The organism is Aureisphaera sp., from assembly GCF_059726885.1.
This window is the reverse complement of record NZ_AP041051.1, coordinates 2,162,492-2,180,477: the sequence shown is the minus strand read 5'-3', so window position 1 is coordinate 2,180,477 and position 17,986 is coordinate 2,162,492. Positions and strand designations below refer to the sequence as shown.

Genomic DNA, 17,986 nt, shown 5'->3' with positions numbered 1-17,986 from the left:
TGGATTGCTACGAATTTGAAGTAATCGACAACGCTTATAAGTTTCCTATTTCTTTTTTCAAGAATAATGAGCAATTTGAACTGAAATCAAGCAACTATTGGTCTTCAGAAGGAGCCAATATGCGCACAAATTTATAGAAAGGGAAAAATTATGTCATTACACTTCAATTCAAATTATCCAGACGTCACGTCGACCACAAATGGGAAAAGCATTGGGACTCCCGCTACAAGAAATGGTTCGGAAGCAGGCAACTTATCCTTGTTGTCGGCTCAACTGAAGGCGACTTCATATTTGTACGAATACCACAAGAAAAAGCAAGCACAACTTAAGAAACGACTTAATTGGCTATCGGAACAATTAGGTGAAGATCTTTTAATACCAGAAAAAACCAAAATGAGTGTTCCAAGAAAAACTTCTGAAAGAATTATTGAAAAACTAACCGTTTTTGAAAATAACAAAGACTTCTTATCTCCAGATATTTCCTTGCAACAGCTTGCGAAAAGATTTGGTACCAATTACAACTACTTATCGAAAGTGATTAATTCTGAAAAAGGAAAGAACTTTTCGAATTACATCAATCAGCTAAGGGTAGACCATATTTACAATGAGCTTTCCAATAACTCATTGTACAGAAAATATACGGTTAAGGCTATCGGGCAAGAAATAGGATTCAAAAGCACCGAATGCTTTTCGAAGGCATTCTTCAAGAATTATGGTTTGTATCCCTCCGAATATCTAAGGCAACTAAGGGAGGGTTAATTTTTGTAAATAACGCCTTCTTTCATGACAAAGACTACATTTTCCATTGTTGAGATATTTTGGGTAGGATCATCATTAACGGCAACTATATCCGCTAGGTAGCCTTCTTTTAGAACACCAAGACTACCTTCCATATCCAAAAGTTGTGCATTGGTAATAGTAGCGGCTTGCAGTGTTTTCATAGCTGGCATCCCTGCTTCTACCATATATCCGAATTCCTTGCCATTCTCACCATGGGGAAATACCCCGGCATCGGTTCCAAAGGCGATATTTACGCCTTCCTTATAAGCCATGCTGTACATGTTTTGAATCTTAGAACCTATTTCCAATGCTTTTGGGACAATAATCTCTGGGTAATACCCTGGTATCCTAGCTTTTTCCGCTACGTACTTTCCTGCTGAAATAGTAGGAACCAAGTAAGTATTGTACTCTTTCATTAAAGCGGCTGTTTCTTTATCCATTAAAGATCCATGCTCTATGGTAGTCACTCCTGCTCTAATGGCCCGTTGCATGCCTTCAATGCCGTGGGCATGGGCTGCAACCTTCATTCCGTACTCTTTAGCGGTTTTCACGATTTCATTTACCTCTTCCTGCGTAAATTGGGGGTTCTGACCACTCTTGGCAACACTCAAAACACCACCAGTAGCTGTAATCTTGATCCAATCGGCACCGTTTTTATACCGTTGGCGCACCGCTTTACGGGCATCGGCAGGACTATTAATGACACCCTGGGCTGGTCCCGGGTCTCCCATCAACTCTTTTTTTCTTCCATTGGTTGGATCGGCATGGCCGCCCGTTGTTCCAATGGCTTTTTCTGCCGTAAATAACCTAGGGCCGGGAATTTTACCCTTTGCTATAGCATTTCGCAAGGAAACATTCACGCCCGAACCACCAAGGTCCCTAACTGTAGTAAAACCTGCCATTAAAGTTCTTTTGGCAATATTGGCCGCATCGAAGGCCACATCGGAATCATTCTTGGTAAACACATCCAAATAACGTGTTGGACTGGTTTCACCTTCAATATGAACATGCATATCGATAAGTCCGGGCAATACGGTCTTATCCTTCAAATCGATGACCATCGCATTTGTATTTGATGGTGCTACATACCCATTGTCTACTCTCATAATCTTATCTCCGGACACCACAATTGTTTTTTCCTGAAGTACTTTTCCGTTTTCGGTATCGACAATCTTTCCGCAATGCAAATAGATATCTTGTGCTTGCACAGTGAAACTCATGAACAGACCCAATAGTAATAACCCTAAAGATTTCATATGATTTATTTTAATTAATTCTAATTGCGAATCAGGAATGCAAGTTCAAGCATTTGAACTCTACAATGCCCTTACCTTCTTTTCCCATAGCCAAGCCGAGGCCAATGCTTCTTCCATGGTTTTCTTTGTCTTCCACCCGAGCACTTCATTTGCCTTTTTGGTATCCGCGTACACGGAGATAACGTCTCCCGGGCGCCTATTCACGATTTTATAATTCAGTTTTTCTCCTGTTACCGCTTCAAAAGCTTGTACCACTTCTAAAACTGAACTTCCACGTCCTGTCCCCAAATTGAAAATTTCGTAGTTAGCACTATTGTCTTTAGCCAGCAATCGTTGCAATGCAACTACATGGGCCTCGGCGAGATCAACTACATGAATATAATCGCGGATGCAGCTACCATCTGGAGTAGGATAATCGTTGCCAAATACCGATAATTCCTTCCGAAGTCCTGCAGCAGTCTGAGTGATAAAAGGAACCAAATTTTGTGGGGTTCCTTTGGGCAACTCCCCTATGGCAGCTGAATCATGTGCCCCAATAGGATTGAAATAACGAAGACTTATGGACTGTAGATTGCTATCTGCACTACAGGTATCTTTTAATATTTCCTCACAAATTTGCTTGGTATTGCCATAAGGTGAAATAGCTTCTTTTATGGGAGCGGCTTCCGTAATTGGCAGTGAATCCGGTTCCCCATAGACCGTACATGACGAACTAAAGATGAAATTAGCTATGTTTCGTTTTCTGCATTGTTGTAGCAGGTAAACCAAAGAATGTACATTGTTCTCATAATACAATAGTGGATTCTCCACACTTTCCCCTACAGCTTTACTAGCTGCAAAATGAATGATCCCATCAATAGGTGTTCTTTCAAAAAAAGCTTCAACTTCTTCCTTAATCCGTAAGTCTATTTGTTCAAAGACGGGCCGGTTTCCAGTAGTACTTTCGATTCCATCGAGTACAGAAACTTCAGAATTGGACAGGTTATCAATAACAACTACATCGAAACCCTCTTGTTGTAGGGCAACAACGGTATGGGAACCTATATACCCTAAACCTCCAGTAACAAGAATTCTATTCATAAAAATGGGTTGAAATTAGGATACAAATTCAATAACGGCTTGCGTGATATATTCAATCTGCTCATCATCCAGTTCGGTATGCATGGGTAAGGAAATCACTTCCTTTACCAATTGATTTGTAACGGTAAAGTCCTCTTCATTGTAACGTTCATCTTGGTATGCCTTTTGACTATGCAGTGGAATTGGATAATACACGCCACATGGAATTCCTTTTCCCTGTAAATGCTGCACCAATGCATCCCTGTCGGTATTCACCACTCGAAGTGTATATTGATGGAACACATGACAATCGCATTGATCGCATACAAAGCTTTCGTCACCACAGCTACCTTTTGGTATTACTATCGCGTCAATACCATTAAAAGCCTTGGAATATTTTCGTGCGGCATCGCGTCGTGCTGCATTGTATTGATCTAAGTTTGGCAGTTTGGCCCTAAGAACCGTAGCTTGTATTGAGTCCAAACGGGAATTTACCCCAACTACGTCATGATGATATCGTACATACATTCCATGATTCACAATACCTCGGATGGTATGAGCTAGGTCATCATCGTTTGTAAATATGGCCCCTCCATCACCATAGCATCCTAGGTTCTTCGATGGGAAAAATGAAGTGGAGGCTACATGCCCAATAGCTCCAGCCTTTTGCTTTGATCCATCCCTCCCTGTATAACTTGCTCCAATGGCCTGCGCATTATCCTCTATTACATATAGGTTATTTTCATTGGCCAGTTCCATGATCTCATCCATAGGAGCCACCAGTCCGAAAAGATGAACAGGTACAATAGCTTTGGTCTTAGGTGTTATTGCCCTTCTAATGGCATCTATATCAATATTAAAGGTTACGGGATCTACATCTACCAAAACCGGTGTTAGCCCCAATAAGGCGATAACTTCTACGGTAGCTGCAAAAGTGAAATCTGCCGTAATAACCTCATCACCAGGTTTTAGCCCTAAACCCATCATTGCAACCTGCAAGGCATCGGTCCCATTGGCACATGGAATCACGTGCTTAACGCCAAGGTATTCTTCAAGTTCTTTCTGAAATTGATGCACCTCTGGCCCATTTACAAAAGCTGTGGATTCTATTACATCCAAAACCGATTGATTCACACGTTCTTTTATGTGTTCATATTGACCCTTGAGGTCGACCATTTGTATTTTGCGCATGGATATCTTTGAATAAGTTCTTGGTAAAATTACGAAAATTGTCATCTGTATCAGGAAATCTTGCACAGAATTTACAACTCAAAATCCTAAGGGGTTCCTAAAGGTTAATTGGTAAATAACAACTATTTTAGCCTTATGAGGACGCTTTACAATCTCCTTTCCAAAATCACGTATGCACATTTACAGATTGCACAGGGTTTCAGCAAAAAACTGAAACTATTTGTTCAAGGTCGAAAAAATACTTTTCCCACCCTTTCTTCCCAAATTAAACCAAACGATAAAACCATTTGGCTTCATTGTGCTTCGCTTGGTGAGTTTGAACAGGGCGTACCGATTATTGAGGCCTTGAGGCTTTCATTCCCAGATTGTAAAATTTTGGTAACCTTTTTTTCGCCCTCTGGCTACGAAATAAAAAAGAACACGTCCTTGGCAGATACCGTGGTGTATCTTCCGTTCGATACCCAGAAAAACGCTCGGCAATTCTTATCCATTACGCAACCCGTGCTAGCCCTGTTCGTGAAATACGAAATTTGGCCTAACTACCTTTTTGAATTGAAGGAACGGCAAATCCCAACGCTCTTGGTTTCGGGTCTGTTTGCAAAAAAACAAGTGTTTTTTAAGTCTCATGGAGCATTCATGAGAAAGGCCTTACTGTCCTTTGATCATTTCTTTGTCCAGGATCGAAACTCTGAAGAACTTCTAAGGAGTTTGAATATAGATGCCGTGACATTAAGTGGCGATACTAGGTTTGATCGTGTTTCCCATCAGATTGAGCAGGACAATACATTAGATTTTATGGAAGCCTTTAAAGGTGATAGTCTCTGCGTGGTATGTGGAAGCACCTGGCCAGAGGACGAAGAAGCATTATTGTCCTCCATTAATTCAAAGGAGTCTTCCATCAAATTTGTCTTGGCTCCCCACAAAATCGAACCTTCCAAAATTGACGCCTTCAAAAAGAGGCTTACGAAGCCTTCCGTACTCTATTCTGAAAGGGAAGACAAGGAACTGAACTCGTATTCCGTGCTTATATTAGACACCATTGGATTGCTTTCCAAAACCTATAGCTATGCAGATATAGCCTATGTTGGTGGGGCTATGGGGACTACTGGACTGCATAATATTTTAGAACCTGCAACATTTGGAATTCCTATCATTATTGGAAAGAACTTCGATGATTTCCCTGAAGCCAAAAAGTTGCAACAATTGGCTGGCCTCTTCTCAATTTCAAGCGAAACTGAATGTAAAAGAGTTTTAGACAAGTTGATTGCCCATAAGGATTTTAGAAATACAACCGGAATGATCTGCGGACATTTCGTGAATAGCAATACAGGAGCCACACGAATTATAATGGCACATATATCTAAGTTATACGGTAACCGCCTCGTTTAGATATCTCCTAAAAGGCAATAGCTCTTTATATACTTCAATTACTTTTTTATCAAAATCGGGAGCCATCACCTCTTCATGTGTTACGTAACAACCGGCTGCAAAAGATTTCATTTTCAGTAAATCGATGTGTGGATGATCTTCTTGAAACCCTTTAGGCGCTTTCACCAAAGTATCAGCGGGCACCATGCCCCCAAACATTTTTCTAAAACCTCTTTTATTCAGTATATCTTTTAGTTCTTCTCCGTTATAATCGATCGCTTCGCGTATGCTCCTTAGCAATTTTGAGGAAGGGTGCCAATAACCTCCGCCCATAAAGCACTCGTCTACACCAAGCTCTATATAAAAATCCCCTTGTTTACTTACCTGATCCAGGCCTGCAGCAAAATGATCCTTGTACACAGGTTTATTGGGGAAAAACATGAGATTGTTATTTATTCGATTGATGGCTTTTTTCCCTGGGGTATCAAAATAAGCATCATCTACAGTTGCTAATTGAGCGTTCAGGTCATCTAACCATGAAATAAAAAAATCACGGACAGTGTGATATTCCTTTCGGTGTTCATCCATCCATTCTTTCGAATTATTCCCTTGAAGTCGTTTCAGGAAATCAAACAATTGTTTAAAGCCCATACTATGCTTGCAGATTGTTAACCTGTTTCTTCAATTCATCCATAGAGTGCTGTAACTGTTGAAGTAACAAGCTATCTGAAGGTTCTTCTATACCAAAGGATAGTTTGCTATTTACCTGCCAAAGTTCTTGGATATCCTTGACATCGACGTCTATCGGCAAATAAGCGGTATTAAGGGAGATCAATCTAACTTTTCCGGGTGTGGATGGAACTTTTTGCAATTTCTTCACCAACACCGAATCATGCAGGACTACTATATATATTCTACTGTCGTTAGCTTCTGAGATACTGGCAACTGCCTTGCCCAATACCCAATCGTTTGGGCGAATATTAGGCAACATACTATCCCCTTCCACCTGAAACCCACGATAGGTAGCATTGCGGTATTGAGGAAGTGGAATATCGAATGTAGGAAGTGTTTGAAACCAATCAACATCCTGCACATTATGGGGATATCCTGCAGCAGCCTTCTGGTTTACTAAAACGATGGAATCGTTTCCATCCTTATCTAGCGTTAAAACCTTTGGACTCACGTCCCCTCCGTCAATATCCACTGTTTTCTGATAGCTCTTACCGAACAACCACAAGGGATTAATTTGATACCTTCTAAGGAGTTCCATTACGATCTTACCGGATATTTTGGTTTTTCCCCTTTCAATATCCGCCGTTGTGGCGCCAATACCTAGAAGTTCGGCAAAGGATTGCTGTGTGAGATGCTGTTCTTCCCTGATTTTCTTAAAGCGTTGGGCTTCAATAGATATATCTTTGTCCATATTCAAATATATTACTTTATTGGAATTATTCCAACTAATAAAAAGGAATTATTCCAATGAAAATCAAAAAGATAGCCCATCGTTTACTCTGCGCAACAAAAAAACCGTGCCTTTTACAGACACGGTTTGGACAATTAAAATTTATTTAAATATGAAAAACTAATTTCTTACACTTACCAATTTAATTTTTAATAAATCCCTATTTAAAATTGGCAGGTATATTATTAACTAATACTATATAAATACACAACTTGAGTTTAATTCTGGTGACCAAGGTCAAAAAAAGTAAAAGATCCTGAGAAGATTTCCCCTAATCTTATGTTTCAGGATCTTTTTACTTTTAGTTAAAGTTTACATCTTAAGTTTAACCAATATCGCTAAAAACTTAGTTAACAGTTGCAACTTTTACTCCAGAATTTCAATAAACTTGCCTAAAATTATTCAGAATAAGAAACATATCCTTCTAGGTAGATCACAAAAAAAATACGGCTAAACCGTATTTTTGTATGCTTTTTAATCCTTAACACCTATAAACACTAGACAAAGCCTCTCTTCCGTGCTTCTTCAATTAATTGTTCATCATTAGCGGCTTTCATATCGAACAATTCCTTTATGTAATTCTTCCTTTTTTCAATGGCACTAAGGGATAGGTTGATATAATTGCCTAGGTTTTTGGTTCTTACCCCTCTAGAAATATGATAAAGAATCTGAAGATTTTTTTGATCTAAGGAGAAATTATTCGAAATCGTCTTTCGAAAATGATTATTTACCGTGGCGCTGTAATAGGTTTTCCCATCGACAACATCCTCGAATGCCCTTGCAAATTCCCTTGAAGACAAATCACTTTTAATAAGAAATCCTTCTGGATTAATGTTCTGAAGTATATTATGAATCCTATTGCCCTCATTGTGCATGGTAAGAATCATTACATATGCCTTAGGATGGTGTTGCTTTAGTAAAATGGCAACATCTACACCCGAAGTTATCGTTCCATCTTTTGATGCTGGCACTTTAATATCGATCATTGCCAGATCATATGGCTTCGTCTTGGCGCGCTTCTTAATTAGGTCCTGGGCCTCATCGCAGTCCGCGGCTATATCCACCGTAATGGAATAGACATCTTGGTATTTGGACAACAAGGTATTCCTATAGCCCTCTATGATCATAGGATGATCATCTACCATTAAAACATTCAACCTCCGTTTCATTGTAAAAAACTTTTAATGCGTCTAAGCGTTTAACAAACAATTATCTGCGGGGAAAAGCTGATGTATTAGGGGGTGTTCGTTGGTACTAATTTACGATTATATCTTAATTTTTACCAATATTGACGTTCCTTTTCTACTCTTGCTGGAAAAATTAACGGTTCCACCTATCTGTTTTACCCTTGAAGAAATGTTTTTCATCCCAATACCTTTTTTAACCCTATCAACGGCAGCAAGGCCCTGTCCATCATCAATAATTGAGAGTGCCAAATGACCTTCTTCCCTTTTAAAATCGATCCAAGCATTTTGTGCCTTTGCGTGTTTTCTAATATTTTGAAGTCCTTCCTGAATAATCCTATACAGATGAACCTTAATAGCATTCGGCATCTTTTCCCAGTTTATGACGGGGTCATTATTAAAGTGATAGGCGAGTCCATTTTGCATGCCCACTTTGGATTGGTCCTCGATCAAATTCTCAATAACTTCAATAAAGAAAATATCCCTTGCAAAAACGTTTGAGCTCAAGTTATGGGAAATACGCCGTATTTCATCCTCAATGTTTTTCAATTCATCTATGTACCCGGCCCTCATATCAATAACTCCCTGATCCTGACTTTCATTCAAACTATCTAAATTAAGTCTAGTACCGAAAAGACGACCCAGTACTCCGTCGTGCAATTCCTCCGAAATGCGATTCTTCTCCATTCGTTTTCCTTCCTCCAGTTTTTCTTGCTGATGCAACATGAGATTATATATGTCTTCATTTGCCTTTTGCTGGGCTTCCCTGAATTGAAGTTCTTTCCTATTGGATCTACGCTGAATAAATATATACACCAAGAAAAAGGCCGCAACCAGCCCTAGCAACAAAATGGTAAGTTGCCGCTTCTGACGGGTCACCCTAATGTTTTCACTTTCAATTTTATCTGTTTCATAACGGATTCTGGCAAATTGTTCACGATATCCCCTTTCGGCCGTTTGAAGGCTATCTATCAGACTCATCTGAACTTTGGCAAAGCCCAAAGCGTCTTCAGTATTCGCTGTTTCAACAAGCATATCCAGGGCTTCCAAAACACCCCTGTTGTACTTAAGTGGTTTCGATTTCTCCAAGGCAGTTAGTGCATAGCTATGAGCCTTGGATATAGTGTCTTTATTCAAATAATATTCTGCCAAATGGAGATTACTGGTCACCACACCAAAGTCATCTCCTTCCGCCTCTCTCATTCTTAATGCATCAAAAAAGAGGTCTGGCAATCCGTCCTCATCCCCTTTTAGGGATTTGGCCCTTGCTAAATTATCCCATAGACGGGCCTTGGTCCTTGGACGACTGACCAGCACCGTATCATACGCCAAAGCCATATTGTAGTAGTGAATAGCTTCGGCATAGTCCTTTTTCTTCGCATGCACCAGCCCAATATTGTTTAGGGAACCTATAACCAACCTATTATTTTTTAACTCTTCTCGATTATCTAGGGCAATGGTATGATAATCGATAGCTTCCTCGAATTTTCCCATTTCATTGGAAATAAGCCCTAAATTATTATTGGCAGAAGCTAGATACTGCTTATCACCTGCCTTCTCCAGGTGGTTAATTGCACGAATTGAGTTGGCTTCACTGCCAGCGTAGTCCCTAATATTTTTTTGAATAATGGCCATAGACAGGGCAGCCCTTCCTGCCCATTTGTAATCCTTGGTTCTTGCAAATAGCCGTTCTGCAAAGAAGTAATTCTGATAAGCGCTGTCTATTTGCTCTTTTCTGAAATGGTAACTACCGAAGTTATAATAGGCCCTTGCGATTCCCAATGAATCCCCAACATCCCTAGAAATCATGTCTAAATCCTGGGAAGTATCGTAAAAGGAATCTAGGTTTTTACCAAACCAAGCTATTCCTATATCGATGTATGCCCTAACCTTAAGGGAGTCATTTTCTATTTTGTTGGCATAGCCCTTGGCTTCGGATATTAAGCGAATTACATTGGCCTTGTCCAGCTCCTTGTCTGCCGATTTTCTTAAATAAGCATACGAGCTATCGGCATTGGCCTCGCCGTACTTAACTAATTCGGCGGATTTAGTCTGTTTTTGGGAATCGCACGATAGCAGCAATGCAAAAAGCAGTAGGCATATGCCAATACATTTGCTTTTCCCCAGAGGGTAATGAATATGGGTTGTATGACCGTTCATGCAGAGGAGTATTTTCACCATAAAGCTATTCATATTTAAGTTGTAAACAAAAACCCCCACACGGAAATTCCATGCAGGGGTTCTTTATAGGCCTAAATTTACAATTAGCCTTGTCCGGGCATATCGTCTTCACCATCGGTGAAATTACCTCCTTGACCAGGCATATCGTCCTCACCATCGGTAAAGTCGCCATCTTGACCGGGCATATCATCTTCACCGTCTGTTTCGTCCTCTTGATCCGAAGTTTGGTCATCCAGTATTAAATTACCGTCTTGACCGGGCATATCATCTTCACCATCTGTTGGGGTTGGGATGGGATCAGGGTTGGGGTTTTCGGGATTTTCTTGGTAGGTTACGTTTTGTGGGGTATCATCAGCGAGGTTTAGTTCTTCTGCTTCACAAGCTACCAATAAAAGAGTTGCGGCAATTATTGTAGATAGGAATTTGAAATTTTTCATGAGTTGTTATTTTTGGATTGAAAATAGTTTTCTACACCCCTTTAAGGGTGATTTAAGTTTGTCAATAGATTATTGGGATTCAGTTCAATATCCTCATGCGGCGCGTGCAGACTTATCCCTAGAAAGTCCTAATAATGCGCAAGGACATTGTTATTCAAAAAAGCTTTTTTTGATTTTAATTGGGCCTAATTTCGGTGCTAAAGTAACAGGGATAGGGGAACTTTTCGTACATAATTTGCACGATATTGTGAATGTCATTCAGACAAGGGCAATTGTACAACGTACAATAGTAAATGGATATATGAAGAAAATGGGCTAAACGATCATAAGACTCCTATTAGATAAAGAGTCTCGAATAATTTCAACGTTTCCTCGATACGATTTCGAAAATGGTACCCAGTCGGAAGTGTTTTTCACAGTACACTTTGACTTGCCAAAATGTATCCTGGAGATATGATCTATATTCACAATATAACTGTTGTGAATCCTCATGAAATTAGATGGAAGGGCATCCTGAAAACACTTAAGCGTTTTAAAAGCCCGCACTACCTTACCACCTGCAAGTACAATATCTGTAGTATTGTTGTCAGCCTTTAGATAAAGCACATCCTCAGCCTGTATAAACTTATAGTCCCCATAGGATTTGAAACACAGGGTACTTACTAAATGATCTGATGCTTTCTTTTGAAAACGCAACAAACACCTTCTTAGCGTTCTTAGATCCAATGGCTTCAAAATGTAGTCCAACACATTGTTCCGTATCCCGTCGATTGCATATTCCGAAGATTTGGCAAGTGCCACAAATTCGGGTATGGTTTCCAAGAAGTTTTTGGACTCATTCATTAAATTGAACAACATCTTACCAGATCTTTTGCCTTGCAATTCAATATTCAGGAAAACGATACTAGGTCTTCGTTCTAAAATTAAATCAAGCCCTGTTTCCTCATCGCTAGTAACACCAACACAGGCAAAGTTGTGCTGTTGTTCCATAGACAGTTGGATGGCTTCGATAGCTTGGGGATCATTGTCGATGATGATGTAGGGATATTCCATATCGGCAGGTTTTCAACCATTGGGCTAAATCCCAATAATTGGTTAGATGTGTTTAATAGTGAGCAAAATACGATTTCTTTGAAGGTTTTTCTTACGGTTTTACCGTATTTGAAATACGGAATGAAAACCCTTTTTAAAGAGAAGAAAGAATGTACCTTCACGCAGAATTTAAAAGAACGACCCATTGCATGTGAAATCCATCCAGTTTGCGGCATTGCTACCTTAAGACTATGAATAGACAAATCCATAAGGCTATTTAGACCGGTAACTGAAGGAATAGCCTGTAAAACATGCTTTTGTGCTGGGGATGTCTCTTTTAATTTCATTATAATTTTCTGTAGGAAATTGGGTTGTTTATCGAATTTAATTTACATTTGGACGAAAATAACCTACAAAATTAACGCTAAAATATAATAATCTAACTATTAGAAATTTACAAAGTTCACTATAGCTTTGCGGGGTGTTTAACAATTAAATCTTCATCCCCATGAAAAAATTATTATTTATTTTAGCTATTGCAGGATTAGTACTAACAGTTAGCTGTACCCCTGAATCCATTACAAGTGACGAACAACAAATCGACAAAGCCGAATACGACCTCGGAGCGGACGGATAGAAAAAAAGCCTTTACATCAGGGGTGTTGATATCAATTATATTGGTTGCAACACCCTTTTTGTTTTATTTGTATAAGTTCGCCCCATCGGATTCAAAGGAATGGGACACTATTTTTGGAACGATTCAATCTGGCAAATATCGTAGTGTTGCCATTTTTTTTCATGCCCTTTTTACCAAGGTGATTTTTGTGCTATTAACCGCCATGTGGTTTCTTACGTCTAGGAATTGGTGGAAATATGCCATACTGGTTCCCTTAACCATGTTCTTATTTCAACTATCTGCCGCTGTTAATCACAATATCGATTATATAGATGAATTTGACTTTTGGTATTCCTTACCAATAGTGTTGCCGATTTTGTTCTTCCTAATTTATATTTCTGTGCGCATACAGAAGCGTTCGGCAAAGGTAGATCCTCTTAAAAAAGATGTTGACGATGAAATTACCAAGATTTTTAGTGATAAGTTGTAACTAGAAATTAGTCTTCCCAGTCCTTTTTTCGAAAAATTCGCCGGGCCGAAACCCCAAAGATCTTTACCCCATCGGGAAATAAGTATCCCCATAGAACGAATGCAGCAAAAACCAGAATCAACAAAAGGATTTTCATACATAGTAGGTATGGAAGAAGAATTGAATGTTACATTCAATACCCTATAAACCAAAAAAAGCCGAATCGTGCGATTCGGCTTTTACCAATTTGTACTGAAGACGGGACTTGAACCCGTACGGGCTAATGCCCATTGGATTTTAAGTCCAACGTGTCTACCAATTCCACCACTTCAGCAAAGGACTTAGAGCGAAAAACGGGATTCGAACCCGCGACCTCCACCTTGGCAAGGTGGCGCTCTACCAACTGAGCTATTTTCGCGTATGTTTTAAGAACATGCTTCATCTAAGAAGCGGGAGGCAAATTTAAAACTTTTGCTACAATTGCAAAGTATTTTTAGGCAAAATTATTTCTTGAATTTAACCGAAGCATTCCGCTGTAACATTCGCTTTATTTCGTTCAATTTCATTAAAGCTTCTACGGGTGTTAGGGTATCTATATCGGTATCCAGAATTTCATCGCGGATTTCTTCCAACAATGGATCATCTAAATTAAAGAAACTCAACTGCATTTCATCCTTGGCAATGCCTTTCATCTTATCGCTTAACTCTTCCGAAGAATGACTCTTCTCTAAGCGTTTCAACACTTTATTGGCCCGTTGCAATACGGTCTTGGGCATTCCAGCCATTTTTGCCACGTGGATTCCAAAGCTATGGTGCGAACCTCCGGGCACCAACTTGCGCAGGAACAAAACATTGTCCTTCATTTCCTTTACCGATACATTGTAGTTTTTAATTCTGTCGAAGGTTTCGGTCATTTCATTTAATTCATGGTAATGGGTAGCAAAAAGGGTCTTTGCCCGAGACGGATGCTCGTGAAGGTATTCACTTATAGCCCAAGCAATGGAAATACCATCATACGTGCTTGTTCCCCTTCCAATTTCGTCTAATAACACCAAGCTCCTTTCGGATACATTATTAAGAATACTAGCTGTTTCGTTCATTTCTACCATAAATGTAGACTCACCCATGGAGATATTATCGCTAGCTCCTACCCTTGTAAATATCTTATCTACACAACCCATTCGCACAGCACCAGCAGGCACGAAACTTCCCATTTGCGCTAGCAAAACGATCAATGCAGTCTGCCTTAGTATGGCACTTTTACCACTCATGTTGGGACCTGTGATCATAATAATCTGCTGATTATCCCGATCCAAAAACACATCGTTGGCAATGAAGGGAGCGTCTGGGGGCAATTGCTGTTCTATCACCGGATGCCTTCCTTCTTTTATATCCAAATCGAAACTATCATCTAATAGCGGACGTGTATATGCGCGTGTTTTTGCCTGTGAGGCGAAAGACGCCAAACAGTCAACTTGAGCAATTAGTGTTGCCGTTTGCTGTATTCTCCCAATGAATTGAAGCAAGTATTCCAATAAATCCTGGAACAACTGCTGTTCTAGAATCAATATTTTCTCTTCCGCGCCCAGTATTTTAGCCTCATACTCCTTAAGTTCCTCCGTAATATAACGTTCTGCACTTACCAAGGTCTGCTTCCGTATCCATTCTTCGGGGACTTTGTCCTTATGGGTATTTCGAACCTCGATATAATAACCGAATACATTATTGGAAGCAATTTTCAAGGAAGTAATGCCGGTCCGTTCGCTTTCGCGTTGCAACATGGCATCCAAATAGTCCTTTCCTCCAGTTGCGATGGCCCGAAGCTCATCTAACTCCTCCGAAACCCCATTGGCTATGGCGTTTCCTTTTCCAATGGCCACAGGAGCCTCTTCATTTAGGGTTTCCTTGATCTTGCTTCGTAATTCTTCACAATCGTCCAATCTCCTGCCTATCTCCTGTAACGAACCATTATCGCTTTGTTGAGCCAACGATTTTATAGGCACTACTGCCTCTAGGGAGTTCTTTAAATGAACGACCTCCCTTGGGTTTATTTTGCCCGTTGCGGTTTTAGAAACCAACCGCTCCAAATCCCCCATTCGTTTTATATACTGCTGGGCCTTTTCCAGTACTTCCGGATGATCTAGAAGAAAACTAACCACCTCATGACGCTGGATAATCCTTTCGGAATTCTTTAACGGAAGAGCCATCCATCGTTTCAACATGCGACCACCCATGGGAGAGATGGTCTTATCGATGACATCTAACAGGGTTACTGCCCCCGGCTGATTGGAATGATATAACTCTAAATTCCGAATGGTAAACCTGTCCATCCACACATAGTCATTTTCTGCAATAGGGGCAATTTTGGTAATATGCTGAATCTTATTGTGCTGTGTTTCTGAAAGATAGTGCAATGCTGCACCCGCAGAAATAATCCCCTCTTCCAAATGAGCTACCCCAAACCCTTTTAAGCCACTGGTGTCAAAATGCTTCTGTAGTGTTTCCAGTGTATAATCCGATTGAAAAACCCAATCTTCCAAGTAGAATTTATGGTAGCGATCACCAAAGGTTTCATCTACCCATTTGCGCTTTTGTTTGTTGAACAACACTTCACTTGGGCTGAAGTTTTGAAGTAATTTTTCAATGTACTCCAAAGAACCTTCTGCAGTAAGGAATTCTCCAGTGGAAATATCTAAAAACGAAACTCCATATAACCTCTTGCCCACATGAACGGCCGCCAAGAAATTATTGGATTTACTCTGTAAAATATCATCATTAATTGCTACTCCAGGCGTGACTAGTTCGGTCACCCCTCGTTTGACAATTTTTTTGGTCTGCTTAGGATCTTCCAATTGATCACAAATAGCTACCCGGCAACCGGCTATGACCAATTTGGGCAGATATGTGTTCAGTGAATGATGGGGGAATCCTGCCAGCTCTGTTTGATCTCCTCCATTATTCCGAGCAGTTAAAGTAATATTGAGGATTTTAGCGGCCTTTACGGCATCTTGACCAAAGGTTTCATAGAAATCGCCCACGCGAAATAACAACAGGGCATCAGGATATTTTGCCTTGATGGTATTGTATTGCTGCATTAAAGGTGTGGTCTTCTTGGCCATATTCAATATTGAGCGTATAAAAATAAATAATGCCTCCTTTTTTTCCTTTGCTTAACCCTTCAAGTTATTGAATATTATTAACAAAACAAGAAAGTATTTCCGGCAATAATCAGTTCCGTTTACACAAGAATCATAATTTCAATATAAGCGTTATTTTTGCCGTATGAAGCATCGGAAAATTAAGAATAGCGAACTGGAGCGAATTTCTGTGGAAGAATTTCAAAGTCAAGAGAAAACCCCACTGATACTCATCTTAGATAATATTCGCAGCCTTAACAATATTGGATCGGTATTTCGTACCGCAGATGCCTTTCTGGTTCAAAAAATATATCTCTGTGGCATCACAGCCCAACCCCCACATAAGGACATTCAAAAAACAGCCTTAGGGGCCACGGAAAGCGTACTGTGGGAGTATCGAAAATCTACCTTGGACCTAGTTCTGGAGCTCCAGCAACAAGGGGTTTTCGTAACTTCTATTGAGCAAGCCGAAGATGCCGTTTCCCTTGAACAATTTGAACTAAATAGCGATACTACCTATGCCATTATTTTTGGCAATGAGGTGAAGGGTGTGCAGCAGGAAGTGGTTTCAAAAAGCGATGCGGTTATCGAGATTCCCCAATATGGGACAAAACATTCGCTTAATATAAGCGTAAGTTGTGGTGTCGTGGTTTGGGATCTATTTAAAAAGATGCGCTTTTCAGGAAACGATCTGCCTTAAAATAGAGAGGTAATCCTTTCTGTTTTTTACAAAATCCAATTCCGAAATATCAATTACCCGTACCCTTTCCTGAGGTAGTCCTTTGATGAATTCAAAATAACCCTCATTGATTTCCTGAAGGTAGGTTGCCGGAATGTCCTTTTCGTAACTCCGCCCCCTTTTTTTAATGTTTTCCAATAGGCGATCGGTGTTCTGGTATAAATAGACATACAGATCGGGATTGGGTAATTCTTTGTGCATGAGATGAAACAACTTCTTATAAAGTGCATATTCCTCCTCCGCCAAGGTGACTTTGGCAAAAATCAACGACTTATACGCATCGTAATCGGCCACCACCGAATCCTTGAAAAGATCGAATTGCTTAATATCTTCCAGTAATTGCTGGTATCGATCGGCCAAAAATGACATTTCCAGCGGAAAAGCGTACCGACTTTGATCCTTATAAAATTTGGGTAAAAAGGCATTGTCCTTAAACCGTTCCAAAATGAGCTTGGCATTGAAATCTTCGGCAATCATACCCGCCAAACTGGTTTTTCCCGCTCCAATATTCCCCTCAATCGCCAAGTAATTGAACTGAGAGACGGGAAAGTCCTTTTTAGGATTGCGCAGCCATTTAGACTGCTTGGACAATACACTTTCATCTTTGGTGTTGGCCAGCAACTTAATCACCTTGGTTTTGGTGACGGGATGCTCCCATTGACCATTTACTTCCGCCAATGGCTGTAATACAAATTTCCTATCTTGTATATGTGGATGCGGCAAAGTAAGTTTTTTCGTTTCTTTCACTTCATCTTCAATAGAAATAATGTCTATATCTATTGGTCGCGATGCATATCCTTCCTCAGTTTTTCGTTCCCTTCCTATCTTTTTCTCAATATCCAGGATCGTATCAAGAAGTTTTTTAGGACGCATTGAAGTTCGCACCCAAACCACACAGTTCAAGAAATCACTACCATCGAACCCCAGAGCTGGGGTTTCATATACCGAAGAAATCTTTACAATATGGCCTACCTCTTCAAAAATACCATCAACAGCTGCCTGCAGATGTTCGAAGCGGTTTCCCATATTGCTCCCAAGGGATAAATATGTATTTTGTGTTGGCTTGATAAAGTGC

General features: G+C 40.1%; 17 protein-coding genes and 2 tRNA genes. 6 read left to right on the top strand and 13 right to left on the bottom strand.

The annotated features are described in order from the left end of the window. The first annotated feature begins 150 nt into the window (after positions 1 to 150). Positions 151 to 759, top strand: coding sequence for a helix-turn-helix domain-containing protein (locus tag AC6JAD_RS09405; RefSeq protein WP_461305258.1), 609 nt, complete (start codon positions 151 to 153; stop codon positions 757 to 759). On the opposite strand, the gene AC6JAD_RS09400 is transcribed toward AC6JAD_RS09405, so the two are convergent. The 3 genes from AC6JAD_RS09400 to AC6JAD_RS09390 are packed head-to-tail and all read right to left on the bottom strand — an operon-like array spanning position 756 to position 4,286. Beyond that, complete coding sequence (locus AC6JAD_RS09400) at positions 756 to 2,036, bottom strand: metal-dependent hydrolase family protein (RefSeq protein WP_461305259.1); 1,281 nt, start codon at positions 2,034 to 2,036, stop codon at positions 756 to 758. The genes AC6JAD_RS09405 and AC6JAD_RS09400 overlap by 4 nt on opposite strands. Before the next feature lie 60 nt (positions 2,037 to 2,096). Beyond that, positions 2,097 to 3,116 carry a UDP-glucose 4-epimerase GalE gene (galE, locus tag AC6JAD_RS09395; protein WP_461305260.1) on the bottom strand — a complete coding sequence of 340 codons (1,020 nt, stop codon included), beginning with the start codon at positions 3,114 to 3,116 and terminating at the stop codon, positions 2,097 to 2,099. A 15-nt stretch (positions 3,117 to 3,131) separates the two neighbouring features. Next, entirely contained in the window at positions 3,132 to 4,286 is a 1,155-nt protein-coding gene (locus AC6JAD_RS09390; protein ID WP_461305261.1) for a DegT/DnrJ/EryC1/StrS family aminotransferase, read from the bottom strand. 135 nt (positions 4,287 to 4,421) lie between these two features. On the opposite strand from AC6JAD_RS09390, the gene AC6JAD_RS09385 reads away from it, so the two are divergent. Continuing rightward, entirely contained in the window at positions 4,422 to 5,675 is a 1,254-nt protein-coding gene (locus AC6JAD_RS09385; RefSeq protein ID WP_461305262.1) for a 3-deoxy-D-manno-octulosonic acid transferase, read from the top strand. On the opposite strand, the gene AC6JAD_RS09380 is transcribed toward AC6JAD_RS09385, so the two are convergent. The 5 genes from AC6JAD_RS09380 to AC6JAD_RS09360 all read right to left on the bottom strand — a co-directional run bounded on the left by AC6JAD_RS09380 (position 5,652) and on the right by AC6JAD_RS09360 (position 10,918). Next, positions 5,652 to 6,305 (bottom strand): DUF2461 domain-containing protein, encoded by a 654-nt coding sequence (locus AC6JAD_RS09380; RefSeq protein WP_461305263.1) that lies wholly within the window; start codon positions 6,303 to 6,305, stop codon positions 5,652 to 5,654. The genes AC6JAD_RS09385 and AC6JAD_RS09380 overlap by 24 nt on opposite strands. 1 nt (position 6,306) lies before the next feature. After that, the gene (locus tag AC6JAD_RS09375) at positions 6,307 to 7,077 is read right to left on the bottom strand and encodes a LexA family transcriptional regulator (RefSeq protein ID WP_461305264.1); all 771 of its coding nucleotides are present in this window, start codon (positions 7,075 to 7,077) and stop codon (positions 6,307 to 6,309) included. 536 nt (positions 7,078 to 7,613) lie between these two features. Continuing rightward, complete coding sequence (locus tag AC6JAD_RS09370) at positions 7,614 to 8,285, bottom strand: response regulator (protein ID WP_461305265.1); 672 nt, start codon at positions 8,283 to 8,285, stop codon at positions 7,614 to 7,616. Positions 8,286 to 8,381: 96 nt separating this feature from the next. Beyond that, the gene (locus AC6JAD_RS09365; protein WP_461305266.1) at positions 8,382 to 10,481 is read right to left on the bottom strand and encodes a tetratricopeptide repeat-containing sensor histidine kinase; all 2,100 of its coding nucleotides are present in this window, start codon (positions 10,479 to 10,481) and stop codon (positions 8,382 to 8,384) included. Between the two features lie 83 nt (positions 10,482 to 10,564). After that, on the bottom strand, positions 10,565 to 10,918 hold the full coding sequence (locus AC6JAD_RS09360; RefSeq protein WP_461305267.1) for a hypothetical protein: 354 nt from the start codon (positions 10,916 to 10,918) through the stop codon (positions 10,565 to 10,567). Here AC6JAD_RS09360 and AC6JAD_RS09355 point away from each other — a divergent pair. After that, complete coding sequence (locus AC6JAD_RS09355) at positions 10,917 to 11,237, top strand: hypothetical protein (protein WP_461305268.1); 321 nt, start codon at positions 10,917 to 10,919, stop codon at positions 11,235 to 11,237. The genes AC6JAD_RS09360 and AC6JAD_RS09355 overlap by 2 nt on opposite strands. Here AC6JAD_RS09355 and AC6JAD_RS09350 read toward each other — a convergent pair. After that, the gene (locus AC6JAD_RS09350) at positions 11,234 to 11,971 is read right to left on the bottom strand and encodes a LytR/AlgR family response regulator transcription factor (RefSeq protein ID WP_461305269.1); all 738 of its coding nucleotides are present in this window, start codon (positions 11,969 to 11,971) and stop codon (positions 11,234 to 11,236) included. The two genes, AC6JAD_RS09355 and AC6JAD_RS09350, sit on opposite strands and share 4 nt — an antisense overlap. Positions 11,972 to 12,458: 487 nt before the next feature. On the opposite strand from AC6JAD_RS09350, the gene AC6JAD_RS09345 reads away from it, so the two are divergent. Then, on the top strand, positions 12,459 to 12,587 hold the full coding sequence (locus AC6JAD_RS09345; RefSeq protein WP_461305270.1) for a hypothetical protein: 129 nt from the start codon (positions 12,459 to 12,461) through the stop codon (positions 12,585 to 12,587). 67 nt (positions 12,588 to 12,654) lie between these two features. Then, positions 12,655 to 13,056, top strand: coding sequence for a hypothetical protein (locus AC6JAD_RS09340; protein ID WP_461305271.1), 402 nt, complete (start codon positions 12,655 to 12,657; stop codon positions 13,054 to 13,056). 229 nt (positions 13,057 to 13,285) lie between these two features. Here AC6JAD_RS09340 and AC6JAD_RS09335 read toward each other — a convergent pair. From AC6JAD_RS09335 to mutS, 3 genes are all read right to left on the bottom strand, one after another. Continuing rightward, positions 13,286 to 13,369 (bottom strand) — tRNA-Leu (locus AC6JAD_RS09335). A gap of 11 nt (positions 13,370 to 13,380) precedes the next feature. Further along, positions 13,381 to 13,453: transfer RNA gene (locus AC6JAD_RS09330), tRNA-Gly, on the bottom strand. 85 nt (positions 13,454 to 13,538) lie between these two features. Next, the gene (gene mutS, locus AC6JAD_RS09325; protein WP_461305272.1) at positions 13,539 to 16,154 is read right to left on the bottom strand and encodes a DNA mismatch repair protein MutS; all 2,616 of its coding nucleotides are present in this window, start codon (positions 16,152 to 16,154) and stop codon (positions 13,539 to 13,541) included. 163 nt (positions 16,155 to 16,317) lie between these two features. On the opposite strand from mutS, the gene AC6JAD_RS09320 reads away from it, so the two are divergent. Then, entirely contained in the window at positions 16,318 to 16,872 is a 555-nt protein-coding gene (locus AC6JAD_RS09320) for an RNA methyltransferase (protein ID WP_461305273.1), read from the top strand. On the opposite strand, the gene folK is transcribed toward AC6JAD_RS09320, so the two are convergent. Beyond that, positions 16,852 to 17,937, bottom strand: coding sequence for a 2-amino-4-hydroxy-6-hydroxymethyldihydropteridine diphosphokinase (folK, locus tag AC6JAD_RS09315; RefSeq protein WP_461305274.1), 1,086 nt, complete (start codon positions 17,935 to 17,937; stop codon positions 16,852 to 16,854). The two genes, AC6JAD_RS09320 and folK, sit on opposite strands and share 21 nt — an antisense overlap. Positions 17,938 to 17,986 lie beyond the last annotated feature (49 nt).

What these genes read in the sequence shown, in the direction of transcription:
- mutS (WP_461305272.1), bottom strand. Translation starts at nt 16,154, where the DNA reads ATGGCCAAGAAGACCACACCTTTAATGCAGCAATACAATACCATCAAG.
- AC6JAD_RS09370 (WP_461305265.1), bottom strand. Translation starts at nt 8,285, where the DNA reads ATGAAACGGAGGTTGAATGTTTTAATGGTAGATGATCATCCTATGATC.
- AC6JAD_RS09385 (WP_461305262.1), top strand. Translation starts at nt 4,422, where the DNA reads ATGAGGACGCTTTACAATCTCCTTTCCAAAATCACGTATGCACATTTA.
- AC6JAD_RS09360 (WP_461305267.1), bottom strand. Translation starts at nt 10,918, where the DNA reads ATGAAAAATTTCAAATTCCTATCTACAATAATTGCCGCAACTCTTTTA.
- AC6JAD_RS09400 (WP_461305259.1), bottom strand. Translation starts at nt 2,036, where the DNA reads ATGAAATCTTTAGGGTTATTACTATTGGGTCTGTTCATGAGTTTCACT.
- galE (WP_461305260.1), bottom strand. Translation starts at nt 3,116, where the DNA reads ATGAATAGAATTCTTGTTACTGGAGGTTTAGGGTATATAGGTTCCCAT.
- AC6JAD_RS09375 (WP_461305264.1), bottom strand. Translation starts at nt 7,077, where the DNA reads ATGGACAAAGATATATCTATTGAAGCCCAACGCTTTAAGAAAATCAGG.
- AC6JAD_RS09345 (WP_461305270.1), top strand. Translation starts at nt 12,459, where the DNA reads ATGAAAAAATTATTATTTATTTTAGCTATTGCAGGATTAGTACTAACA.
- folK (WP_461305274.1), bottom strand. Translation starts at nt 17,937, where the DNA reads ATGGGAAACCGCTTCGAACATCTGCAGGCAGCTGTTGATGGTATTTTT.
- AC6JAD_RS09365 (WP_461305266.1), bottom strand. Translation starts at nt 10,481, where the DNA reads ATGGTGAAAATACTCCTCTGCATGAACGGTCATACAACCCATATTCAT.
- AC6JAD_RS09405 (WP_461305258.1), top strand. Translation starts at nt 151, where the DNA reads ATGTCATTACACTTCAATTCAAATTATCCAGACGTCACGTCGACCACA.
- AC6JAD_RS09320 (WP_461305273.1), top strand. Translation starts at nt 16,318, where the DNA reads ATGAAGCATCGGAAAATTAAGAATAGCGAACTGGAGCGAATTTCTGTG.
- AC6JAD_RS09390 (WP_461305261.1), bottom strand. Translation starts at nt 4,286, where the DNA reads ATGCGCAAAATACAAATGGTCGACCTCAAGGGTCAATATGAACACATA.
- AC6JAD_RS09380 (WP_461305263.1), bottom strand. Translation starts at nt 6,305, where the DNA reads ATGGGCTTTAAACAATTGTTTGATTTCCTGAAACGACTTCAAGGGAAT.
- AC6JAD_RS09350 (WP_461305269.1), bottom strand. Translation starts at nt 11,971, where the DNA reads ATGGAATATCCCTACATCATCATCGACAATGATCCCCAAGCTATCGAA.
- AC6JAD_RS09355 (WP_461305268.1), top strand. Translation starts at nt 10,917, where the DNA reads ATGAGTTGTTATTTTTGGATTGAAAATAGTTTTCTACACCCCTTTAAG.